This window comes from Vibrio sp. 3-2(1), from assembly GCF_963887575.1.
GTDB classification, from domain to species: Bacteria; Pseudomonadota; Gammaproteobacteria; order Enterobacterales; family Vibrionaceae; genus Vibrio; species Vibrio anguillarum.
Genome location: NZ_CAWPGB010000011.1, coordinates 995,831 through 1,019,017, shown reverse-complemented (window position 1 = coordinate 1,019,017; position 23,187 = coordinate 995,831). Strand labels below are relative to the sequence as shown.

The following is a 23,187-nucleotide window of genomic DNA, read 5'->3' as shown; positions in this document are numbered from 1 at the left end:
GCTTTCTTATGTCCCTTTTTTCAAGAGTTTAGTCATCCCAAATCTATGAAGCACATTCGTAACTTTTCGATTATCGCCCACATCGACCATGGTAAGTCGACCCTATCTGACCGTTTGATCCAAGTTTGTGGTGGATTAAGTGATCGTGAAATGGAATCTCAAGTTCTAGACTCTATGGACCTTGAGCGTGAGCGTGGCATCACCATCAAAGCACAGAGTGTGACGCTCGATTACAAAGCAAACGATGGCGAGACATACCAGCTCAACTTTATCGATACTCCTGGACACGTTGACTTTTCTTATGAAGTTTCCCGTTCTTTAGCCGCCTGTGAAGGTGCTCTATTGGTGGTGGATGCTGGTCAAGGCGTTGAAGCGCAAACATTGGCTAACTGTTATACCGCCATTGAAATGGACCTTGAAGTTGTCCCAATCCTAAATAAGATTGATTTGCCAGCCGCAGAGCCTGAACGCGTAGCGGAAGAAATTGAAGATATCGTCGGTATCGATGCTATTGACGCAGTGCGCTGCTCTGCGAAAACAGGCCTTGGCGTGGATGAAGTGCTAGAAAAAATCGTTTCTGGTATTCCGGCTCCTGAGGGCGATCCTGCTGCGCCGCTGCAAGCGTTAATCATCGATTCTTGGTTTGATAACTACTTAGGTGTTGTCTCTTTAGTGCGAGTGAAAAATGGTGCGCTGAAGAAAAATGACAAGATTAAAGTGATGAGCACAGGCCAAACTTGGGGTATTGACCGTTTAGGTATTTTTACGCCAAAACAAGTCGACAAAACCATGTTGAACACTGGTGAAGTGGGCTGGGTGGTTTGTGGTATTAAAGACATTCTCGGCGCTCCTGTAGGTGATACTCTGACCAGCGCGAAAGATCCGTGTGAAAAAGCATTGCCAGGCTTTAAAAAAGTGAAACCGCAGGTGTATGCGGGGCTTTTCCCTGTCTCTTCTGATGATTACGAAAACTTTCGTGATGCGTTAGGTAAACTGAGCCTAAACGATGCCTCGTTATTCTATGAGCCAGAAAGTTCGGCCGCCCTTGGTTTTGGTTTCCGTTGTGGTTTCTTGGGTATGCTCCACATGGAGATTATTCAAGAGCGTTTAGAGCGCGAATACGATCTTGACCTTATCACCACTGCGCCAACGGTAGTCTATGAAGTGAAGAAGACCGATGGCACGATGCTTTATGTTGATAGCCCGGCTAAATTGCCTGCGGTGAACGACATTGAAGAGATTCGTGAACCGATTGCGCGTTGTAACATTTTGACCCCTTCTGAATATTTGGGTAACGTCATTATGTTGTGCGTTGAAAAACGTGGCGTGCAGGTTGATATGGTCTATCACGGTAACCAAGTAGCCTTGACTTATGATGTGCCGATGGCCGAAGTGGTGCTTGATTTCTTTGACCGCTTGAAGTCAACTTCTCGTGGTTATGCATCACTTGATTATGGTTTCCAACGCTTTGAAGCTTCAAGCATGGTCCGTGTGGATATCTTGCTAAATGGTGACAAAGTGGATGCGCTAGCCATCATCACTCACAAAGACAATTCGCAAACGCGCGGTCGTCAAGTGGTTGAGAAAATGAAAGAGTTTATCCCTCGCCAAATGTTTGATATCGCGATTCAAGCGGCGATCGGTAACCACATTATTGCTCGTTCAACCGTGAAGCAGCTGCGTAAAAACGTACTGGCGAAATGTTACGGTGGTGATATTAGCCGTAAGAAAAAACTGCTTAAGAAGCAGAAAGAAGGTAAGAAGCGCATGAAGCAAATTGGTAATGTTGAGTTGCCACAAGAAGCCTTCCTTGCCATTTTGCACGTAGGTAAAGATTAAGCATTGCTTTGGCTTTCTTATGCATGCAGCAGTCACCATTAAGTGAAAGAGTTTCGGCTCTTTCACTTTCGTATTTTTAGATAAGGGAACTCCATGGCGAATACATTTTCACTCATCTTGGTGATCGTCACATTAGTGACTGGCATAGTTTGGGTGCTGGAGAAGTTGGTGTGGGCGAAAAAACGTCAACAGAAGATGGCCGCTATTGAAGCGCAAACCAACGGCTTGGATGACAAACTCAGCGCCAAAATTTCCGCGCAACCTTGGTGGATTGAAAACAGTGTTTCCATCTTCCCTGTGATTGCTTTTGTGCTGGTGCTACGCTCTTTTGTGTACGAACCTTTTCAGATTCCATCTGGCTCAATGATGCCAACGTTGCTGGTGGGCGACTTCATCTTAGTTGAGAAATACGCTTACGGTTTGAAAGACCCAGTATGGCGTACTCAACTGGTCGAAACTGGTAAACCAGAGCGTGGTGATGTCGTGGTCTTTAAATACCCGCCGCAACCAAGCATTGACTACATCAAGCGCGTGGTCGGCATGCCGGGCGACACAGTTCGTTATAGCAGCAACAAAGAGATTTGTATTCAAGCTCAAGGTTCAACAGAATGTAAACAGGTCAAACTGTCCAATGTTGAAGAGAGTGAGTTCAACCAAAATGGCATCCCTTTAATTCAAGTGAATGAAAAGTTAGGTCAGGTTGAACACCAGATTTTGATCAATCCATTGCGTCGTGATCGTGTTGATGCTTATCAGCCACGCCATGGCGTTAATGAATGGGTTGTTCCTCAAGGTCAGTATTTTGTGATGGGTGATAACCGTGACAACAGTGCTGATAGCCGTTACTGGGGCTTTGTTCCAGAAGCAAACTTAGTCGGTAAAGCGGTCGGTATTTGGATAAGTTTTGAATTTGAACGTGGTGCCGATAGCGTTTTACCTTCGTGGATCCCAACTGGTGTGCGTTTTAACCGCATTGGTGGCATTAACTAGGCTAGCTTTGGCTAGCCATCACTACATCGAGAGAGCATGAATTCTCCAATTAGTAAATTAGAAACTAAACTCGGTTATTCATTTAATGATCCCGAGTTTATTTCCTTAGCGCTGACACATCGCAGTGCAAATGGTAAGCACAATGAACGTCTTGAGTTTCTGGGCGATTCAATTTTAAGTTTTGTCATCGCTGATGAGCTGTACCACCGTTTCCCTAAAATTAACGAAGGGGATATGAGTCGTATGCGCGCTACGCTTGTGCGTGGTCACACATTGGCTGAACTGGGCAGAGAATTTTGCCTAGGAGATTACTTAAAATTAGGTCCAGGTGAGTTGAAAAGTGGTGGTTTCCGCCGTGATTCAATCCTTGCTGATGCCGTAGAAGCCATCATTGGTGCGATTTATTTAGACAGCGATACCGAAGTAGTACGACGTATTATTTTGAGCTGGTATCAAGAGCGCCTTGACGCCATTGAGCCGGGCGTATCGCAAAAAGACCCAAAAACTCGCCTACAAGAGTTTCTGCAAGGTAGAAGAAAGCAACTGCCTATCTACACAGTGACTAATATTAAAGGTGAAGCACACAACCAAGAATTTACGGTATCGTGTGATGTAGCAGGAATGGGAACGCCTGTAATTGGTAAAGGCACCAGTCGTCGTAAAGCTGAACAATCGGCGGCTGAAATTGCACTAGAGCAACTGACAAATGGCTGATAACGAATTTGATTTGGATGCGTACTTCGCATCAAACACCAACAGCAATGAAGCAACTCCGGAAAGTGGTGAGCAGCACTGTGGTTTTATCGCCATTGTGGGTCGCCCCAATGTCGGGAAATCAACCCTGCTGAATAACTTACTGGGACAAAAGATATCCATCACATCGCGCAAGCCTCAAACCACTCGTCACCGCATTATGGGTGTCGATACAGAGGGGCCGTACCAAGCGATTTACGTTGATACTCCGGGGTTACACATCGAAGAAAAGCGTGCGATTAACCGCTTGATGAACCGTGCGGCAAGTAGTTCACTCAGTGATGTTAACTTAGTGCTGTTCTTAGTCGATGGCACTCAGTGGACCGCCGATGATGAAATGGTGCTCAACAAGTTACGCAATGCTAATTTCCCTGTAGTGTTGTGTGTCAATAAAGTCGATAACGTGAAAGATCGTAACGATGTAATGATGCACATGCTAGAGCTATCGAAGAAAATGGAATTTGTTGATGTCGTGCCGATTGCGGCAAAACATGGCAAAAATGTCGATGTATTGCGCAAACATGTGCGTGAGCATTTACCTCAAGCCACGCATCACTTCCCTGAAGAGTATGTGACCGATCGCTCACAGCGTTTCATGGCTTCCGAGATTGTGCGTGAAAAACTGATGCGCTTTACTGGTGAAGAGCTGCCGTATTCAGTAACCGTTGAAATTGAACGTTTTGACTATAACCCTGAAACCGATGGTTTTCATATTAACGCGTTGATCCTCGTTGAACGCAGCGGCCAGAAAAAAATGGTGATCGGCAAAGGTGGTGAAAAAATCAAAACCATCGGCCGTGAAGCGCGCTTAGATATGGAAGAGTTGTTTGGTCGCAAGGTTTACCTAGAAACTTGGGTGAAAGTGAAATCCGGGTGGGCAGATGATGAACGTGCCCTTCGTAGCCTCGGTTATATTGACGATCTATAACCTCTATTCGAGGTGGGCGAGAACATCGCTCACCTTTGAGTGCTGATATGTCAGACGGTTTACAGCGCTGTTTTGTCCTTCATCGACGTCCTTATAGCGAGTCGAGCCTAATCCTTGATGTGTTTAGCGAGGAGTATGGCCGCGTTACCTTAATGTCCAAAGGCGCACGCAGTAAACGATCGAACTTAAAAGGTGCACTGCAACCTTTTACCCCCTTATTGCTCAAATGGTCAGGCAACGGTTCAATGAAAACCTTACGCCAAGCTGAACCGATTAGCCTTGGCTTACCACTCAGTGGTATTCATCTCTATTCTGCCATGTACGTCAATGAGCTGATTGGCCGTGTGCTTGCGCAAGAAGTGCCTTGCCCGGGTCTGTTCCATGATTATCTGCATGCACTCACCGAGTTGGCTCAGTGTGAAAATCCAGAACCAGCACTGCGCCGTTTTGAACTCGCGTTGCTAGCTTCAATGGGTTATGGCGTTGATTTCTTGCATTGCGCCGGAACGGGAGAAGCTATCGATCCTCGCATGACTTATCGCTATCGCGAGCAAAAAGGTTTTATCGCTTCTGTTAGGCGCGATAACCTCACGTTTATGGGCGATGAGTTGATTGCCATTAGTGAGCGGCGCTTTGTCAGTAAAGAGCAGCTTCAAGCGGCAAAACGCTTTACACGCATAGCGTTAAAGCCGTATCTTGGCGGCAAACCTTTAAAAAGCAGGGAGCTTTTCCTGCCCATGTCTAGTTTTTCCAGAGTACGGAGTATAGGAAAATGAGCGCAATTTACTTAGGCGTTAATATCGATCACATCGCCACGTTACGAAATGCCCGCGGTACTAAATACCCAGATCCCGTGCATGCTGCTGAAATGGCAGAGCGTGCCGGAGCCGATGGCATTACCATTCACCTACGTGAAGACCGACGCCATATCAAGGATCGCGATGTGCGTATTTTACGCGAGACGTTGCAAACTCGAATGAACCTTGAGATGGCCGTTACCGACGAAATGATTGATATTGCTCTGCAAACTCAGCCTGAATTTGTGTGTTTAGTGCCTGAAAAGCGTGAAGAACTAACGACGGAAGGTGGGCTGGACGTATTAGGACAGCTTGACAAAGTGAAAGCGGCAACCGAAAAACTGACCGCTGCAGGCATCAAAGTCTCTCTGTTTATTGATGCTGATCGTGAGCAGATTAACGCAGCTAAAACTTGCGGTGCACCGTTTATTGAATTGCATACTGGTCATTACGCCGATGCAACAACCGAAGCGGATCAGCAAGATGAGTTAAAGAAAATTGCGGCGGCTGCGAGTTATGCAAGTGATTTGGGCATTACGGTGAACGCTGGTCACGGTTTGACTTACCACAACGTAGCTGCCATTGCTGCACTGCCTGAAATTTACGAACTCAACATTGGGCACTCGATTATCGGGCGTGCTGTATTTGATGGTTTGGAGAAGTCGGTCGCCGATATGAAAGCCATCATGCAAGCGGCTCGCAAATAAGGTCTACCGATGGCGATTATCGGCTTAGGGACTGATATTGCGGAAATTGAACGCATAGAAAAAGCATTGTCACGCAGTGGCGATGCTTTTGCCAAGCGGGTGCTAACCCAAGATGAATTGGCGGTGTTCTATTCGCTCAAGAAAAAAGGGCGCTATTTAGCGAAACGTTTTGCCGCTAAAGAAGCGGCATCTAAAGCGCTTGGTACGGGTATTGCGCATGGTGTTAGCTTTCAGGATTTTACCGTCACCAACGACGCCAACGGAAAACCCGTGCTAACACTATCAGGTAAGGCTAAGCAGTTGGCTGCCACAGCCAGTGTGAATCACATTCACCTAACCATTTCTGATGAGCGTCATTATGCGGTGGCGACGGTGATTTTAGAGTCTTAATCTGTCAATCTTCTCTGCTTGCTGACAAGCAAATACTGCTGAGCGGCAAGCCCCTTTTTTCATTCGGTTAAATTGTCTCTTCGGTTAAATTGCTCATTCGCTTAAATACGGTTTAGCAGTAGCGATTACTTTGTCCATCTCATCTTGTAATTCAAATAATTCCGGTTCGACATCGCTGATGGATTTGCCCGATCGCAATGCCTGTTCGAGCGCCGCGCACACTTTTTTCAAGCGGGGTACGCCACTGTATGAGCAACTGCCGTGCAGTTTATGAATATGGTGCAGTAGATCTTGAGTAGAGTATTCATCATCTTCCAACGCCATACTGACGACTTGGCTCACCTGTGGAATCGAATCAACTAGCATCTGTAGCAGCTCTTTGGCCAAATCTTCCTTGTTGGCTGATTGTTTGAGTGCATTTTGCCAGTCAATGATAATGGTGTGATTAGGCTGCTCAGCTTCCTGTGACGGCGACGGTATAACTTGTTCTGTGAGTTGTAATTTCTCCAACTGTTTACGGTTGGCGTAGGGGTTCCAATGTGCTAACACTTGCTGCAAGATGTGCTCTTCAATCGGCTTAGTGAGGTAATCATCCATTCCTTCTTTCAGCAGACGATCGCGCTCTCCGATCATTGCATGAGCCGTTACCGCAATCACGGGCGTTTGGTGATTGAGTACCGTTTTCTTAATTTCCTGGCAAGCGGTGACCCCATCCATCTGTGGCATTTGGATGTCCATCAAAATCATATCAAATTTCTGGCGGCTTGCTTGTTCGACCGCTTCTTGGCCATTCGTACAAGCGATGACGGTTTCAACACGTTCTTGCAGCAGGGCCATGATCAGTTTGAGGTTGGCAGGGTTATCATCCACCGCCATTACTTTCAGGGGCAGTGTATCGAGTGTGATCGGTAGATCTTGAATGGCAGGCTGTACCGGTTGGTGCGCGATTAACAGTTGCAGCAATTTTTTACGCGACAGTGGCTTGGTAATGCACTGCACTGGATGATGCTGCATTAAATAATCGGATAGGGCGAGCTCGGTACTTGGTGTACCGATAATCACGTTGTCGGCAAGCTGAATAGCCTTTGTGACCCACTGCTCAACCAAATCTAAATCAGTCTCTCTACTTGGGGCTAAATTGAGTAATACATAATCGAAGCGATCCGTCTCTTCTGGCATCACCGCTCGATATGTGACGCTCAACCCTGCCTGCACCAACATTTGCTGGATGATGGAGGCGGCTTGCATATTGGGTTCAACGAGCAACAGCTGTTTATTGCTCAAAATATGTGGATCAAGCCAGTCGCTCATCGGCATTTCAGTGGTATTGAGACGCAGCGTAAACCAGAAGGTGGAACCTTGGTGAAGACGGCTGGTGAGGCTAATTTCACCGCCCATGTGGCTGACCAATTTCTGAGTAATAACCAAACCAAGTCCAGTGCCGCCGTAGCGACGAGAAATACTGGCATCGGCTTGGCTAAAGGCTTGGAACAGCTGTGCTTGTTGGCGCTCTGAAATACCAATGCCGGTGTCGCGCACCATAAATTGCAGCTCAACCACATTGTCGCGTTGTGAGCGCAATTCAACACTGATGTCGATGTTGCCACGTTCGGTGAACTTAATCGAGTTACCGACAAGGTTGGTCAACACTTGTTGGATACGAAGTGGGTCACCTACCAAGCCTGCTGGGATTTTTTGATCCACTTTAAGAGTAATTTCCAATCCTTTTTCATGAGCACTGGTCGCTTGGAGGTTAACCACCTCTTCCAAACTTTCTTGAAACTCGAACGGAATATTTTCCAGCGCTAACTTACCGGCTTCTAGCTTGGAGAAATCCAAAATGTCATTAATGATGTTCAATAAGTTATTGGCCGATTTTTCAATGGTTTGTAAGTAATCTGCTTGGCTATTTGTCAACTGGGTTTTGAGCATTTGGCGGGTGAAGCCAATGACACCGTTAAGCGGCGTGCGCAACTCATGGGACATGTTGGCAAGAAATTCTGATTTTATGCGCGCGGCTTCTTGGGCGCGTTTTTTGGCAATGTCCAATTCAACGTTTTGGATTTCCAACTGCTCTAAGGTTTCTCGCAAATCCGAGGTGGCTTGGTCGATACTGTGCTGCATTTCGACGTGATATTCCGATAGCGATACCGCCATCGCGTTGATCCCTTTTTTGAGCGAATCTAACTCACCGTGCATTTTGCCTTCGATCCGCACATCAAGGTGGCCGCGACGAATTCTATCCACCATGTTTTTCATGTGTGAGATAGGGCGAGTCACATCGTGCAGGAGCCGGAATGCGAACATTCCCGATAAACCTAGCCCAAGCGCAAGCACTAAAAAGGCGGAAAAGACCTCTTGATACTGTTGTAAACGCAATGAAGAGAGATCCAACTCTATCGCGATATAGCCGAGCGCAGGCGTTGATGTATTGGCATTTATGCCTTCGGTTAGACGGTTTTCGGCCAAAATTGGCGTGCGCAGTATTAAAGTGTTCTCGGTGAGATTTGAGCTGCTTAAAATAGGAATGGGTTTCTCTTTTGGATAAGTTAAGCTTTCAAAGTTAGGGTGGAAGTTCGAGGTGACAAACAGTTCGTGGTTGGCGTCAAACACCGCAATACTGCGGACAAATTTAGAGTTCTTCCTATGCGCGTAGCTGATAATGCGGCGTACCGACTCACGGCTTTGGTTTTTTAAGGCGTCTTCACTAGCAATGGCCAAGGGCTCGATGATGCTCGCCCCCGCATTGATCACCTGTTTTTCCAGATCATGGTAGCGATTGAATGAGAAAAAAGCACTGAGCAACAAGCCGATAATTAAGGTTGGAGCTAAGGTTAAAGTAATAACGCGCGCGCGTAAGCCATATCTGGTCATTATTGTCTAAACATCGTGGTGTGGATATGGGAAAATAGCCCGCAATTTGATGAGCAAGCCTGTACGAAAATCGTTTAATTGACGGCTAGCTTAATCAAGTCGAGTAAGTTCGACAATCATCCCCGCACTAAATAGTGACGCTAGGGCAAAAAACATCGATTTAATTTTACTTAGGCACAGAGCATGGCACGTTTTTTCCAACCGAAAAAGAAAGCGCAATTAGAAACAAAACATCAAACGGTATTGATTGAACGTCTTGATCATCAAGGTTCTGGTATCGCTTATCAACACAATAAACTGCTTTTTGTTGATGGCGCGCTGCCCGGTGAGCAAGTGCTGATGCAGCTAACTGAAAGCAAAAGTAAATACTCTCGCGGTCAGTTGATTAAAGTCTTAACGGCCAGTGAACAACGCGTGACGCCATTTTGTCGCCATTACGGTCAATGTGGTGGTTGCGATCTGCAGCATTTAGAGCACAGTGCGCAGGTGGCGCACAAAGAGCAAACACTCTCGCAATTGATGAGTAAATTCGCCGGACAAACGTTGGCATTGAGCCCCGCAATAAGTTGCGCCGATAAAGGCTATCGCCGCCGCGCCCGCATCAGCGTGTTGTGGGACAAAAAGCAGCAACAGCTGCAATTTGGCTTTCGCAAAAAGCAGAGCAAGCAAATCGTTAACGTGACGGACTGCCCAGTGCTAGAACCACAACTCAACACGCTACTTACACCTATCCAAGCGCTGTTAACGCAATTTAAATCTCAGCAAGCGATTGGCCATGTTGAATTGGTGCTGGGTGATCAAGGCGCGATGATGGTGTTGCGCCATCTTCAGCCGCTGCCAAGTGAAGATCACGCGGCGCTGCTGGCGTTTGCTCAGCAGCATCATCTCACTTTGTATGTGATGCCAGAAAGCGATCAGCTCGAACGTCTTCACGGAGAGATGGCAAGCTACTGTGAAACCGGATCAGTTATCGAATTTTTGCCCTCCAACTTTATTCAAGTCAATCGTCAAGTAAACCAAAAAATGGTGGCTCAAGCATTGGAATGGTTAGCCTTGACTGAGGATGACCGAGTGTTGGACCTATTTTGTGGCGTAGGGAACTTTAGTTTGCCGATGGCCCAATACGCTCAATCGGTAGTGGGCATTGAAGGTGTGGATGAGATGGTTGAGCAAGCGACACAAAACGCGCAGCGCAATCAAATCGACAATATCACGTTCTACCAAGCAAATTTGGAACAAGATATGTCAACGCAAGCGTGGGCAAAGCAAAAATTTGCTAAAGTACTACTCGACCCAGCGCGAGCAGGAGCGGCAGGCATTGTCGACCAATTGGCTAAGCTCGGCGCTCAGCGCGTGGTGTACGTTTCTTGTAACCCGGCGACACTGGCAAGAGACAGTCAAAGTTTACTCAGCCAAGGTTATAAGTTGGTAAAACTTGGCATGTTGGATATGTTTCCACACACCAGTCATTTAGAATCGATGGCGCTATTTGTAAAAAGTCGGTAGACAGAGAACTAACTCAGTCGAAGTTAGTCGAATACCACAAACTATAAAACTAGGACGAATCAGATGGTTGCGGTACGAAGCGCACACTTGAATCCAGACGAACAGTTTGAGCTAGATAAATGGATTGCGAGTTTACATCAAGATAAAAGCACAGCTTCTAAACTGACGGACGTATATCGTCAGTGTGAAACGTTATTAGAAGGTCATGCCAAAGGACCGCTACTGCTGTGGCGCGGCCGTGAAATGATCGAAATCCTGATTACCTTATCGATGGATCGCGCCACTTTAGTCGCGGCTCAGCTCTTTCCTATCGTCAGTAGTGGGCTTTTTGACCGTGAAGTATTAGAAGAGACCTATGGTAAAGGCATAGTGAAGCTGATTGATGGTGTCGAAGAGATGGCGGCACTTGGTCAGTTAAACGTCACCTTGCAAGGCAGTGAAGCTTCAGAGCAGGTGGATAACGTTCGCCGCATGCTGCTTGCGATGGTAGATGATTTTCGTTGCGTGGTGATCAAATTAGCGGAGCGCATTTGTAATTTACGTGAAGTAAAAGATGAACCTGACGAAATTCGCCGTGTAGCGGCTAAAGAGTGCGCCAATATCTATGCCCCTTTAGCAAACCGCTTGGGCATTGGTCAGCTCAAATGGGAAATTGAAGATTACGCATTTCGCTACCAGCAGTCCGATACCTACAAACAAATTGCTAAGCAGCTTTCCGAGCGCCGCATCGTGCGCGAACAATATATTCACGATTTTGTCGAAGATCTGCGCGCCGAGATGAAGCTTTCTCATATCAATGCCGAAGTGAGTGGCCGTCCGAAACACATCTATAGCATCTGGCGCAAAATGCAGAAGAAAGGGTTGGCTTTCGATGAACTGTTTGATGTGCGTGCAGTTCGCATTATTGCTGATCAATTGCAAGACTGTTACGCCGCCTTGGGCGTCGTTCATACCAAATACAAACACCTGCCTAGCGAATTTGATGATTACGTTGCTAATCCGAAACCGAATGGCTATCAATCCATTCATACGGTGATTTTAGGACCAGAAGGCAAAACCATCGAAATTCAAATTCGTACTAAGCAGATGCATGAAGAATCTGAACTTGGGGTTGCTGCGCACTGGAAATATAAAGAGGGCGCAACGGTTGCCCGCAGCGGTTACGATGAGAAAATTACTTGGTTGCGCAAGCTTCTTGATTGGCAAGAAGAGATGTCTGATTCGGGTGAGATGATCGACGAGCTGCGTAGCCAGGTGTTTGATGATCGCGTTTACGCCTTTACACCTCGTGGTGATGTGGTTGATTTACCTATGGGAGCCACGCCGCTCGATTTTGCCTACCATATTCACTCTGAAGTGGGGCATCGCTGCATCGGTGCCAAAGTTGCGGGTCGTATTGTTCCATTTACTCATAAATTATCTATGGGTGATCAAGTCGAAATTATCACCCAGAAAGAGCCGAATCCGTCGCGTGATTGGCTAAATCCAGCAACGGGGTTTGTTCATTCAGGCCGTGCGCGCGCCAAGATTAACGCTTGGTTCCGTAAACAAGGCCGCGAGAAAAACCTTGAAGCCGGACGAGAGATCCTCGAATCAGAATTAGCCAAAATCGGTGCCACATTAAAAGATGCCGATAAATATGCGCTCAAACGTTTTAACGTCAATACGCCTGACGAGCTGTACGTCGGCATTGGCAGTGGTGATTTGCGAATCAACCAAATTGTTAATCACATCAACGCCTTGGTGAATAAGCCGACCGCTGAGCAAGAAGATCAGCAAGCACTGCAAAAACTGCAAGAGGCGCAAACTCGTCCGGCTCAGCCACATCGCGCGCACAAAGATGCCGTTGTAGTGGAAGGGGTGGATAACCTCATGACGCATCTAGCACGCTGTTGCCAGCCTATTCCGGGCGATGAAATCAAAGGTTACATCACTCAAGGACGTGGAATTTCGGTCCATCGCAGTGACTGTGAACAGCTAGAAGAGCTGAGCCATCACGCGCCTGAACGTATCATTGATACCGTTTGGGGGCGCGGGTTTGTTGGAACCTATACTTTGACGCTGCGCGTTGAAGCGATGGAGCGAGGTGGGTTACTCAAAGACATCACCACCTTGCTTGCAAATGAGAAAGTGAAAGTCATCAGCATGAAAAGTCGTAGTGACTACAAAAGACAGTTAATCATCATGGATTTTGATCTTGAGGTGAGTAACATCGAAGCGCTGTCACGAGTATCAATGCGAGTCGAGCAGATCAAAGATGTGATGTTGGTGAAACGCCTAGGCTAAATTTCATATCACTGTAACACTCTTATTTGGCGTGAATCGCAATTGAATCGCGACGCAAGCGCCCTAGGTTTTCAAAGGCGAGTGGCAATGACTGCTCGCTTTTTTATTTTAAATATTTATGTAAGGAGCGGATAAATGAGCCACCCAATTGAACAACTGGAACAGATCATGGCACAGTTGCGTGACCCAAAAACAGGTTGTCCTTGGGATATCAAGCAAACTTTTGACACGGTTGTTCCTTACACAATCGAAGAGACCTATGAAGTGGTAGAAGCGATCCACAACCAAGATTGGCCTAATCTCAAAGAAGAATTAGGTGACTTGCTATTTCAAGTTATTTTTTATAGTCAAATGGCGAAAGAGCAAGGGTTGTTTGATTTCTCGCAAGTTGTTGAAACGGTGAATGAAAAACTTACGCGCCGCCATCCTCATGTTTTTTCGGGTGCCAAGTTTGAGGATGAAGCGCAAATCAACGCCAATTGGGAAGCTGAAAAAGCCAAAGAAAAGGTACAATCAGGAAAAAAAGATCAAAGTATTCTAGACTCAATACCACACGCTTTCCCGTCTCTTTTACGTGCTACAAAGATTCAAAAAAAGTGTGCCCAATATGGCTTTGATTGGGATTCTATCGGCCCAGTGGTTGATAAAGTCCAAGAAGAGATCGAAGAAGTCATGGAAGAGGCGTTGCAAATCAACCCTGATCCGGTTCGAGTAGAGGATGAAATGGGCGATCTATTATTTGCCACCGTTAACTTTGCTCGACACTTAAAAATTGATCCAGAAGTGGCGTTAAATAAAGCAAATCGAAAGTTTTCACGTCGATTTAAAGGTATTGAAATGCTGGTGGCACGTCAGCACAAAACCTTGACCGATTTTTCTCTCGAAGAATTGGATGCGATGTGGAATGAAGTGAAGCGCTTGGAGTCGAAGTAATACCCTGTGTTGGCAATCCACAATAAAACCCACCCATTGAGACAAATTTGACTCATTTGAGTGGTGTGATAAGCCATATCAAGCGGTGCTCTTTGATTTGAAGCAAAAAATAAAAAATGACAGTGTGATAGATTTCACGTTGTAGCGAATAAGGGCTTCTGGTATATTTTTATCCCGTCCAGAAGAAATCCATTTCCCTCATTCAACCAATTTCAGGTTAAACATGACGACAAATTACATTTTTGTTACTGGCGGGGTTGTATCCTCTCTAGGTAAAGGTATTGCGGCAGCATCTCTTGCGGCGATTTTAGAAGCTCGTGGTCTTAAAGTGACTATGATGAAGCTTGACCCTTACATCAACGTTGACCCAGGCACAATGAGCCCAACTCAACATGGTGAAGTGTTTGTCACGGAAGATGGCGCTGAAACTGACCTTGACCTTGGTCACTACGAACGTTTTATTCGTACCAAAATGACCAAGCGCAATAACTTTACTGCTGGTCGTGTTTATGCCGATGTATTGCGTAAAGAGCGCCGCGGTGACTACCTAGGTGCAACGATTCAGGTTATTCCACACATCACTAATGCGATTAAAGATCGCGTTATCGCAGGCTCTGAAGGTCACGATGTCGCTATCGTTGAAGTAGGCGGAACCGTTGGTGATATCGAGTCATTGCCATTTATGGAAGCGATTCGTCAGCTTGCGATTGAAGTGGGCCGTGAACACGCGATGTTTATGCACCTGACTTTAGTTCCTTACCTTGCCGCTGCTGGTGAAGTGAAAACCAAACCGACTCAACATTCAGTTAAAGAGCTGCTTTCTATCGGCATTCAGCCTGATATTTTGGTTTGTCGTAGCGATCGCGTTATCCCAGCGAACGAACGTAAGAAAATTGCTTTGTTCTGTAACGTGCCTGAAAAAGCCGTTATCTCGATGAAAGATGTTGATTCTATCTACAAGATCCCTCAACTAATAAAAGCTCAAGGTTTGGATGATATCGTTTGTAACCGTTTTGGTATTAAAGCACCGGAAGCGGATCTTTCTGAATGGGAACAAGTGATTTACGAAGAGGCTAACCCAACCGCTGAAGTGGTGATCGGGATGGTCGGTAAATACATTGAATTGCCTGATGCTTACAAATCGGTTAACGAAGCACTGAAACACGCAGGTTTGAAAAACCGTTTGAGCGTGAAAATCAAATACATCGATTCTCAAGACGTTGAAACCAAAGGTGCGGAAGTGCTGACTGGTTTGGACGCAATCCTAGTACCTGGCGGTTTTGGTGACCGCGGTATCGAAGGTAAAATTCTTGCTGCGCAATATGCCCGCGAAAATAAAGTACCTTACCTAGGGATTTGTTTAGGTATGCAAGTGGCGCTGATCGAATACGCACGTAACGTTGCGGGTATGAAAGGTGCGCATTCAACAGAATTTAACAAAGAGACTCAATACCCTGTGGTAGGCTTGATCACCGAATGGGTAGATGACGAAGGTAACGTAGAAGAGCGTACTGAAAAGTCTGATCTTGGTGGTACTATGCGCCTTGGTTCGCAGCTATGCCACTTAGAGAAAGGCACCAAAGCGTATGAGCTTTACGGTAGTGCAACCATTCATGAACGTCATCGTCACCGTTATGAAGTTAATAATAAACTTCGTCCGCAGATCGAAAAAGCTGGCTTGAAAGTATCAGGTCTGTCTGCTGATAAGAAGCTAGTTGAAGTGATTGAGAACCCTGCTCACCCATGGTTTGTAGCAGCTCAGTTCCACCCAGAATTCACGTCAACCCCTCGTGATGGTCACCCACTATTTGCAGGCTTTATTAAAGCGGCAGGTGAGTTCCAACGCGGTGAATCAGAGAAGTAACAAGGATACGGGCAGTTGCAATTGTTGTGCTGCTGCCCTTTATAGTTTTGACATTTAAATTCAACGAGAGGAAACATTAATGTCTAAGATCGTTAAAGTTCTAGGTCGCGAAATCATCGACTCACGTGGTAACCCAACAGTAGAAGCTGAAGTTCACCTAGAAGGCGGTTTCGTAGGTATGGCAGCTGCGCCATCTGGTGCATCTACTGGTTCTCGCGAAGCTCTTGAGCTACGTGACGGTGACAAATCACGTTTCCTAGGTAAAGGTGTTCTTAAAGCGATTGCAGCTGTAAACGGCCCAATTGCTGATGCTCTAGTTGGTAAAGATGCTAAAGATCAAGCAGCTATCGACCAAGTGATGATCGACCTTGATGGTACTGAAAACAAATCTAACTTCGGTGCGAACGCAATCCTAGCGGTTTCTCTAGCGAACGCAAAAGCGGCTGCGGCTGCGAAAGGCATGCCTCTGTACGAGCACATTGCTGAGCTAAATGGTACTGCTGGCCAATTCTCTATGCCTCTACCAATGATGAACATCATCAACGGTGGCGAGCACGCAGATAACAACGTAGACATCCAAGAGTTTATGATCCAACCTGTTGGCGCAAAAACTCTTAAAGAAGCAGTACGTATGGGTGCAGAAGTATTCCATAACCTAGCTAAAGTTCTGAAGTCTAAAGGCTACAACACTGCTGTTGGTGACGAAGGTGGTTTCGCTCCTAACCTAAAATCTAACGCTGAAGCGCTAGAAGTTATCGCAGAAGCGGTTGCAGCGGCTGGCTACGTGCTAGGTAAAGACATCACTCTAGCGATGGACTGTGCAGCATCTGAATTCTTCGACAAAGACGCTGGCATCTACAACATGAAAGGTGAAGGCAAAACGTTCACTTCAGAAGAGTTCAACCACTACCTAGCGGGCCTTGTTGAGCAATTCCCAATCGTTTCTATCGAAGACGGTTTGGACGAGTCTGATTGGACTGGTTTCAAACACCAAACTGAACTTCTAGGCGACAAAATTCAGCTAGTGGGTGACGATCTATTCGTTACTAACACTAAGATCCTTAAAGAAGGTATTGAGAAAGGTATCGTTAACTCAATCCTTATCAAGTTCAACCAAATCGGTTCTCTAACTGAGACTCTAGCTGCAATTAAGATGGCTAAAGACGCAGGTTACACAGCGGTAATCTCTCACCGTTCTGGCGAAACTGAAGATGCAACTATCGCTGATCTAGCAGTAGGTACAGCTGCAGGTCAAATCAAAACGGGTTCTATGAGCCGTTCTGACCGTGTTGCTAAGTACAACCAACTAATCCGTATTGAAGAAGCGCTAGCTGGTCGTGCTCCTTTCAACGGTCTTAAAGAAGTGAAAGGCCAAGCTTAATCCCACGGGGTACAGCTTAGCATCATTACTTTAAAGAACGCCCTGCAATGCAGGGCGTTTTGTTTTTTCTGCTATCGCAACTCGCATTTTGAATTGCTAGTTGAGAAGAGAAAGATTTACACCGCGCTAATCGCTGCGATCCGTCGTTTATCCAGCTCTTCTTTGATCGCTTTCCCTTGAAAACCATCATGGATCACCTGTTGTACATCGACACTCAGTGCCGCTTGATAGGCTTTGAGAAAAATATCGCGTTGCGGATAAGGAGTCTCTTCGCAATCTAATCGACCCGCATGATCGGCCTGACAACAAAGTAAAACGTCCAGCAAGCGCTCAGGCTTGCGCCATGCATCGAGTTTATCGAGTATTTTGAGTTTGGTGCTGGGTTTTAATTCTGCCGCTCGATGAATATTGGAGTGCTGCCCGCAGACGAGCAGTGCCAACTCTTTACACTCATTTGGAATACGCACCCTCTCGCACAAGGCTTTAATGATGTTAATTCCTGTGTGACAGTGCATTTTATGGCTGGGCCATTCGCTTTTAGGTGTGACTCCTTTGCCTAAGTCATGCACTTGTGCTGCAAAACGAACCGCTATCGATGAAGAGAGCTTCGCCGCTTGCGCTGCAACCATCAAGGTGTGTACTCCGGTATCAATTTCAGGATGCCATTTTTCCGGTTGAGGAACACCAAACAGGCGATCCAGTTCGGGTAATACCACTTTAAGTGCACCGCATTCATATAAAACAGAAAGAAATATCTCTGGATGCAGAGTAGCCAGTGATTTCTGCCACTCTTGCCATACGCGCTCGGCGGTTAAGTATTGCAACTCACCTGATTGCGTTATTTGTTTCATCAGTGCCATGGTTTCATCGGCAATGGTAAAATCTAAATGTGCGAATTTGGCCGCAAAACGAGCCACGCGAAGGACGCGTAGTGGATCTTCGATAAAGGCATCAGAAACATGGCGCAGTAGGCGATTGTGCAGATCGCGCTGGCCGCCATAGGGGTCAATAAGCTTACCAGCGTTATCTTGTGCAATGGCGTTAATGGTCAGATCGCGGCGGGCGAGATCCTCTTCCAAAGTCACATCGGGTGCGTAGTAGCAGGCAAAGCCTGTGTAGCCAGCGCCAGTTTTGCGCTCAGTGCGAGCAAGGGCATACTCTTGTTTCGTTTTCGGGTGAAGAAATACGGGAAAATCTTTTCCTACAGGAGTAAAACCAGTGGCCAGCATTTGCTCTGGGCTGCTGCCTACTACAACCCAATCTTTGTCATAGATATCAATATGGAGCAACTGATCGCGTACCGCGCCCCCAACTAAGTATACTTGCACCGGATTACCTTAAATATGCTGAAACGCCATTGGCGATTGATGTTAGTAATGGTACTTTTCATCACAGTGAAATGATAGAGACGAGAGAATGTATAAGGAATTTTTTGGATTTACCGAGCCGCCATTTTCAATTGTACCGAGCTCTCGTTACCTATTTTTGAGCCATCGTCATCGTGAAGCGATGCAACATTTACAAGCAGGGCTGGGTGATGGTGGTGGTTTTGCGCTATTAACTGGCGAAGTGGGGACTGGCAAAACAACCATCGCAAGAGCGATGCTTGCGGCACTCGATGATAGTACTCAGGCGGGGTTTATTTTAAATCCAACTTTTTCGAACATCGAGTTGCTTGAAGCGATTTGTGATGAGTTTGCGCTGTCTTACCCACCTTCAGGGAGTTTAAAAGCGCTTAGCCAAGTAATTTATCATCATTTACTGCATAACCACGCGCAAGGGAAACAGACGCTATTAGTGATAGATGAAGCGCAGCATCTGGCCGCCGATGTACTGGAACAGTTGCGACTACTGACTAACCTTGAAACGGAGAGCCGTAAGTTGCTTAAGGTTTTACTGATTGGTCAGCCTGAGTTACAACAAAAATTGCAATTACCTCAGTTACGCCAACTTGCGCAACGTATTACCGGTCGTTATCACTTGCTGCCTCTCAATGTTCAAGAGACAGAGCAGTACATCCACTTTCGTTTAGCGTTAGCCGGCGGTCACAAGGATTGGTTTGATCAGAAAAGTATCAAATGGATAGCGGAACAGACCCACGGTATTCCGCGTTTAATTAACTTAGTATGCGATGCGAGTTTCAAGTTAGCCTATCAGCAGGGCGTGAAAGCGCTCTCATTTGAATTAGTGCGTACCGCGGGTCAAGAGGTCATGAATTTTCAGTCTTCAGTCTATCAGTCGCCTCATGCTCGCCTCGTACCGTCTTCAATATCGTATCGCTCTCCTCTCATTGCGGGCTTAGTGTTAGCTGTGTTCATTGCGTGGTTTAGCCCGCCATGGATTGATCGCATGATGCGCTTTGCGTTGCCTTCCCCTGAATTACCTAAACCGATCACTCAAGTGGTGATCAGTGCTCAATTGGAACAAGATCTAGAACGCTCGAAGGCATTGGAAGCGGCTATTAGCGATCTTTATAAAGTGTGGGGTTACAGCGCATCTTTGGCCGATAGTTTTTGTGATGCTCAAGCACAAGGACGCTTTCAATGTCAGCGTATGCAGGGTGATTTCAACCAATTAAAGCAGTTAAATTTGCCAGTGGTGCTTACTTTAGCTGCGGAGCAAACACAAGCTTATGCGGTGCTGTACCAGATCAATGCTGAACAGGTGCAATTGTTAATGGCAGGAAAGCATGTGCAAATTAACCAAAGTCAGCTCAATGACGTATGGACAGGAGAATATCACTACATTTGGCAGCACGATTTACTTCGAACGTTGAAACAGGGCATGCAAGGAGATGATGTTGAACTGCTTGACCAAAAATTGTCTCAGTTACTTGGAGAGCAAGCCACAGGACATCAACAATTTGATGGTGAGGTAAAGCGCAAAGTAGCGTTTTTCCAGCGCTGGCAGAAAATGGACAGCGATGGTATTGCTGGGGCTCGCACGATCAGTCGGCTTGAGCTATTGACTCAACACAACGCACCTCGCCTTCTCATTACTAAGGAGCAAGGATAATGTCGCAAGTGCTTAAAGCATTAGAGCAATCAGAGTTGAGCCACCAGAGCAAAAGCTTACCTCACTCTTCTCATGTGGCAGTGTTTAATCAATCCTTGCCATCTTCATGGTGCTCGAAATCATCGCTTACCGCGTTGTTTGCTCCATCGCTGCTTTGTTGCGGTTATCTTGTTTATCATTCATATCAAGCGCGAATCGATGAGCTAGAACAATTGAAGCGCAATGCGCCACAAGTTGTGCAACAAGAGGGGGCTTACCAAGTTCTGGAATACCCTGACTTTGGTGAGTTACAAACCAATACACCACGAGTGAAAACTCTTGCAGAGACAAGCTCTACGCCGCCATTTACTCCTTTACATGGTACCCAGTTGACGACTCGTGAGCCGCGAGATAAAAACGCAGATCAGGAGTTTGGTCTTAATGATCTCGACTTAAGTCAATTATCCCCGGAATTGGTACAACGAGTTGAGTTGGCGATTCAAGGCAAAGATCAAGTCGTACTTATAGGAGACACATCAAAAGATCATCTTCTGCTCACAGAACATCTTGATACCTTTTCAGGTCGTATCCCAGCGCTGAATTTCCAGACTCACGTTTATTCAAGTCGTACAGATAAACGATGGGTAAAAATTAATGGCGTAGAGCGAAAGGTAGGTGATGATGTGATGAATGGCGTGCAATTAGTCGAGATCAATCCGCAATCGACCTTGATACGTTTCGATGGTGAATTGATTGAAATCCCAGCTCTTTATGATTGGAAAGGATAAAAAAACGGTCACCTTTCTCTGGTGACCGTTTTTCAAGTGATAGATCCAGTCAGTTAGGGAGATTATGCCCAACCAGAAGGGTGTTTCTTACGGCGTGGGATAATGTGTGGCAAAATTAGTCCAAGTAGCAGACCAATACCCGCTACGCCGCCCCCGTAAGTAAAGTATTTAAGCAGTAGATCCTCTTTCTGAGTATCCAGCTTAGCGCGTAGTTCGCGAATTTCAGTTTGTGAATCAGTGAGCTGCTTGCTGATATCACTGTAGTTTTGTTCTAACTCTGAAATTTGTTGATTGCGAGCCTCTAATGAATTGGCCAATCCGGCTTTTTCACTGTCTGCATTTTGCTTTGCATTGGCCAATTTACTTTTCACTTCGGCCAGCTCACTCTCCAATTTCGGCAAACGCATCGCCATGCTTTCTTGGCGAGTGACAAAACGGCTTTCAACCCAACCGGTGCGGCCTTTCTCATCGGCAATCTGGCTATAACCAGTATCGTTATTAACATCAAGCAGCTTTACTTTGTCTCCTGCATCGATGCTACCGAGAATGCGAAATTGGTTACTTGGACCTGAATGAATATAAGTAAAGAGTTTGTCCGCAATATAGCGGTCTTGCGCAAACGTTGGCGCAGCCAACATGGTCAGTAAAACCATGCAGATCAGTTTTTTCACGATAAGTCCTTTAGCTATCAAATGAGGTATTAAAATGCTTTCGACAAATATTAAGAAGTTTCGTTGATTGGTGCAACAAAGAAGGGAGGCTAAGCCTCCCTTTCTGTGCGTTTGAGTCAATTAATGACATTGCACTTACAATCTATTGACTTATTGTATTAGCCAAATATTGCTTGCAGGGCATAGAAGAAAATGACCGCAAGTAAAGCGCCTGCTGGCAAGGTGACAATCCATGAAGCAACGATATTACGCACCACACCTAGATTCAATGCCGCAATTCCACGAGCAAAACCAACCCCTAATACCGCACCAACAAGTGTTTGTGTGGTTGAGATTGGAAGGCCAGTACCTGATGCCAATACGACCGTTGACGCTGTTGCCAATTGAGCGGCAAAGCCACGGCTTGGCGTCAGTTCAGTGATACCCGTACCGACCGTCGCCATCACTTTGTGACCAAGGGTAGCTAGGCCAACCACAATACCAAAACCACCCAGTGGCAAAATCCACCAAGCAATTGAGCTTTTAGCACTAACAGCACCCAAGCTTTCAACAGTTGAAACCACCGCAGACAGAGGACCAATCGCGTTAGCTACATCATTTGAACCATGCGCAAAAGCCATTGCACACGCAGTGATCACCATCAATACGCTAAAGATGCTCTCAACACCGGAAAACCCATGGTCTTCTTCGCGGTTGGCAAATTTTCTCTTGATATAGTAGTAACCACCGACCATAACAAGGCCTGATAACGCCGCAGAACATAACCATGCTTCACCGGTACTCAAGTGTAAGCCTATATGTTTAAGGCCTTTTTTGATGGTAACCAGTGCGATCACCATAGTGGTGATGAACATATAAATAGGAACAAAGCGTTTGGCATTCATCAGTGGATTTTCAGTATCGAAAATCAATCGTTGAGCACTGACGAAGATTAAGTAGGCGAACAAACCAGAAATGACTGGGGTGACAATCCAACTGCCTACGATGCCTTTTACTGAGGCCCAATCAACCGCTTCTGGGCCAACGGATATGCAGGCAAATCCGATAATGGCGCCGATGATAGAGTGAGTCGTTGATACAGGCCAACCCATGTATGAAGCCAGCAATAACCATGTTCCGGCGGCGAGAAGTGCAGACATCATGCCATAAACAAGAACGTCGGGTTGGTGAGCGAAAAGTGCGGGTTCGATGACGCTGTTACGAATGGTTTCGGTTACTTCACCACCCGCTAAATATGCACCAGCGAATTCAAAAATCATCGCAATGATAATAGCTTGTTTTACGGTTAGCGCTTTTGAGCCTACTGAAGTTCCCATTGCATTAGCAACATCATTTGCACCAATACCAATCGCCATCATGAAGCCAAAAGCGGCTGCAACAAGAATCAGGACAGTGCCGTAGTTCGCAAGGATATCCATCGTAATACCTAGTCTTTTGATAACAAGCGGAGCATAACTGGACTCATTTTCTCGAAGCGAGTCAAAAC

General features: G+C 46.2%; 18 protein-coding genes. 14 read left to right on the top strand and 4 right to left on the bottom strand.

The genetic code is table 11. The annotated features are described in order from the left end of the window. Positions 1-45: 45 nt before the first annotated feature. The 7 genes from lepA to acpS all read left to right on the top strand — a co-directional run bounded on the left by lepA (position 46) and on the right by acpS (position 6,404). Positions 46-1,839 (top strand): translation elongation factor 4, encoded by a 1,794-nt coding sequence (lepA, locus tag AACQ79_RS07265; protein WP_026027281.1) that lies wholly within the window; start codon positions 46-48, stop codon positions 1,837-1,839. A gap of 93 nt (positions 1,840-1,932) precedes the next feature. Beyond that, a complete protein-coding gene (gene lepB / locus AACQ79_RS07260; RefSeq protein WP_013856032.1) occupies positions 1,933-2,829 on the top strand; it encodes a signal peptidase I in 897 nt (298 codons plus the stop codon). Between the two features lie 36 nt (positions 2,830-2,865). Further along, a complete protein-coding gene (gene rnc / locus AACQ79_RS07255; protein WP_010319803.1) occupies positions 2,866-3,543 on the top strand; it encodes a ribonuclease III in 678 nt (225 codons plus the stop codon). Beyond that, on the top strand, positions 3,536-4,510 hold the full coding sequence (gene era, locus AACQ79_RS07250; RefSeq protein WP_010319802.1) for a GTPase Era: 975 nt from the start codon (positions 3,536-3,538) through the stop codon (positions 4,508-4,510). The genes rnc and era overlap by 8 nt, the downstream gene beginning before the upstream one ends. Positions 4,511-4,557: 47 nt before the next feature. Then, complete coding sequence (recO, locus tag AACQ79_RS07245) at positions 4,558-5,286, top strand: DNA repair protein RecO (RefSeq protein WP_026027280.1); 729 nt, start codon at positions 4,558-4,560, stop codon at positions 5,284-5,286. Further along, positions 5,283-6,014 (top strand): pyridoxine 5'-phosphate synthase, encoded by a 732-nt coding sequence (gene pdxJ / locus AACQ79_RS07240; protein WP_013856034.1) that lies wholly within the window; start codon positions 5,283-5,285, stop codon positions 6,012-6,014. The genes recO and pdxJ overlap by 4 nt, the downstream gene beginning before the upstream one ends. Before the next feature lie 9 nt (positions 6,015-6,023). Continuing rightward, positions 6,024-6,404 carry a holo-ACP synthase gene (acpS, locus tag AACQ79_RS07235; RefSeq protein WP_170898883.1) on the top strand — a complete coding sequence of 127 codons (381 nt, stop codon included), beginning with the start codon at positions 6,024-6,026 and terminating at the stop codon, positions 6,402-6,404. 93 nt (positions 6,405-6,497) lie between these two features. On the opposite strand, the gene barA is transcribed toward acpS, so the two are convergent. Beyond that, positions 6,498-9,278 carry a two-component sensor histidine kinase BarA gene (gene barA, locus AACQ79_RS07230; protein WP_017050472.1) on the bottom strand — a complete coding sequence of 927 codons (2,781 nt, stop codon included), beginning with the start codon at positions 9,276-9,278 and terminating at the stop codon, positions 6,498-6,500. Positions 9,279-9,461: 183 nt separating this feature from the next. On the opposite strand from barA, the gene rlmD reads away from it, so the two are divergent. From rlmD to eno, 5 genes are all read left to right on the top strand, one after another. Further along, positions 9,462-10,784 carry a 23S rRNA (uracil(1939)-C(5))-methyltransferase RlmD gene (rlmD, locus tag AACQ79_RS07225; RefSeq protein WP_094163887.1) on the top strand — a complete coding sequence of 441 codons (1,323 nt, stop codon included), beginning with the start codon at positions 9,462-9,464 and terminating at the stop codon, positions 10,782-10,784. Positions 10,785-10,847: 63 nt separating this feature from the next. Next, complete coding sequence (gene relA, locus AACQ79_RS07220) at positions 10,848-13,070, top strand: GTP diphosphokinase (RefSeq protein WP_170898882.1); 2,223 nt, start codon at positions 10,848-10,850, stop codon at positions 13,068-13,070. 135 nt (positions 13,071-13,205) lie between these two features. Then, a complete protein-coding gene (gene mazG / locus AACQ79_RS07215; protein WP_047691514.1) occupies positions 13,206-14,003 on the top strand; it encodes a nucleoside triphosphate pyrophosphohydrolase in 798 nt (265 codons plus the stop codon). A 223-nt stretch (positions 14,004-14,226) separates the two neighbouring features. Continuing rightward, a complete protein-coding gene (locus tag AACQ79_RS07210) occupies positions 14,227-15,867 on the top strand; it encodes a CTP synthase (RefSeq protein ID WP_013856040.1) in 1,641 nt (546 codons plus the stop codon). Positions 15,868-15,946: 79 nt separating this feature from the next. After that, positions 15,947-17,248 carry a phosphopyruvate hydratase gene (eno, locus tag AACQ79_RS07205; protein ID WP_013856041.1) on the top strand — a complete coding sequence of 434 codons (1,302 nt, stop codon included), beginning with the start codon at positions 15,947-15,949 and terminating at the stop codon, positions 17,246-17,248. Between the two features lie 116 nt (positions 17,249-17,364). On the opposite strand, the gene AACQ79_RS07200 is transcribed toward eno, so the two are convergent. After that, positions 17,365-18,576 (bottom strand): multifunctional CCA addition/repair protein, encoded by a 1,212-nt coding sequence (locus AACQ79_RS07200; RefSeq protein ID WP_170898881.1) that lies wholly within the window; start codon positions 18,574-18,576, stop codon positions 17,365-17,367. An 88-nt stretch (positions 18,577-18,664) separates the two neighbouring features. Between AACQ79_RS07200 and AACQ79_RS07195 the strand changes: the two genes are divergently transcribed. Both AACQ79_RS07195 and AACQ79_RS07190 read left to right on the top strand, forming a co-directional pair. After that, positions 18,665-20,263 carry an ExeA family protein gene (locus AACQ79_RS07195; RefSeq protein ID WP_088732850.1) on the top strand — a complete coding sequence of 533 codons (1,599 nt, stop codon included), beginning with the start codon at positions 18,665-18,667 and terminating at the stop codon, positions 20,261-20,263. Continuing rightward, a complete protein-coding gene (locus AACQ79_RS07190) occupies positions 20,263-21,030 on the top strand; it encodes a general secretion pathway protein GspB (protein WP_170898880.1) in 768 nt (255 codons plus the stop codon). The genes AACQ79_RS07195 and AACQ79_RS07190 overlap by 1 nt, the downstream gene beginning before the upstream one ends. A 62-nt stretch (positions 21,031-21,092) precedes the next feature. Here AACQ79_RS07190 and AACQ79_RS07185 read toward each other — a convergent pair whose 3' ends face one another. Next, entirely contained in the window at positions 21,093-21,701 is a 609-nt protein-coding gene (locus AACQ79_RS07185) for a TIGR04211 family SH3 domain-containing protein (protein WP_026029138.1), read from the bottom strand. 158 nt (positions 21,702-21,859) lie between these two features. Next, on the bottom strand, positions 21,860-23,119 hold the full coding sequence (locus AACQ79_RS07180; RefSeq protein ID WP_026027278.1) for an inorganic phosphate transporter: 1,260 nt from the start codon (positions 23,117-23,119) through the stop codon (positions 21,860-21,862). Positions 23,120-23,187 lie beyond the last annotated feature (68 nt).

Bases quoted from the DNA above. Each gene is read 5' to 3' on its own strand.
- lepA (WP_026027281.1), top strand. From the start codon at position 46: ATGAAGCACATTCGTAACTTTTCGATTATCGCCCACATCGACCATGGT.
- lepB (WP_013856032.1), top strand. From the start codon at position 1,933: ATGGCGAATACATTTTCACTCATCTTGGTGATCGTCACATTAGTGACT.
- rnc (WP_010319803.1), top strand. From the start codon at position 2,866: ATGAATTCTCCAATTAGTAAATTAGAAACTAAACTCGGTTATTCATTT.
- era (WP_010319802.1), top strand. From the start codon at position 3,536: ATGGCTGATAACGAATTTGATTTGGATGCGTACTTCGCATCAAACACC.
- recO (WP_026027280.1), top strand. From the start codon at position 4,558: ATGTCAGACGGTTTACAGCGCTGTTTTGTCCTTCATCGACGTCCTTAT.
- pdxJ (WP_013856034.1), top strand. From the start codon at position 5,283: ATGAGCGCAATTTACTTAGGCGTTAATATCGATCACATCGCCACGTTA.
- acpS (WP_170898883.1), top strand. From the start codon at position 6,024: ATGGCGATTATCGGCTTAGGGACTGATATTGCGGAAATTGAACGCATA.
- barA (WP_017050472.1), bottom strand. From the start codon at position 9,278: ATGACCAGATATGGCTTACGCGCGCGCGTTATTACTTTAACCTTAGCT.
- rlmD (WP_094163887.1), top strand. From the start codon at position 9,462: ATGGCACGTTTTTTCCAACCGAAAAAGAAAGCGCAATTAGAAACAAAA.
- relA (WP_170898882.1), top strand. From the start codon at position 10,848: ATGGTTGCGGTACGAAGCGCACACTTGAATCCAGACGAACAGTTTGAG.
- mazG (WP_047691514.1), top strand. From the start codon at position 13,206: ATGAGCCACCCAATTGAACAACTGGAACAGATCATGGCACAGTTGCGT.
- AACQ79_RS07210 (WP_013856040.1), top strand. From the start codon at position 14,227: ATGACGACAAATTACATTTTTGTTACTGGCGGGGTTGTATCCTCTCTA.
- eno (WP_013856041.1), top strand. From the start codon at position 15,947: ATGTCTAAGATCGTTAAAGTTCTAGGTCGCGAAATCATCGACTCACGT.
- AACQ79_RS07195 (WP_088732850.1), top strand. From the start codon at position 18,665: ATGTATAAGGAATTTTTTGGATTTACCGAGCCGCCATTTTCAATTGTA.
- AACQ79_RS07190 (WP_170898880.1), top strand. From the start codon at position 20,263: ATGTCGCAAGTGCTTAAAGCATTAGAGCAATCAGAGTTGAGCCACCAG.
- AACQ79_RS07180 (WP_026027278.1), bottom strand. From the start codon at position 23,119: ATGGATATCCTTGCGAACTACGGCACTGTCCTGATTCTTGTTGCAGCC.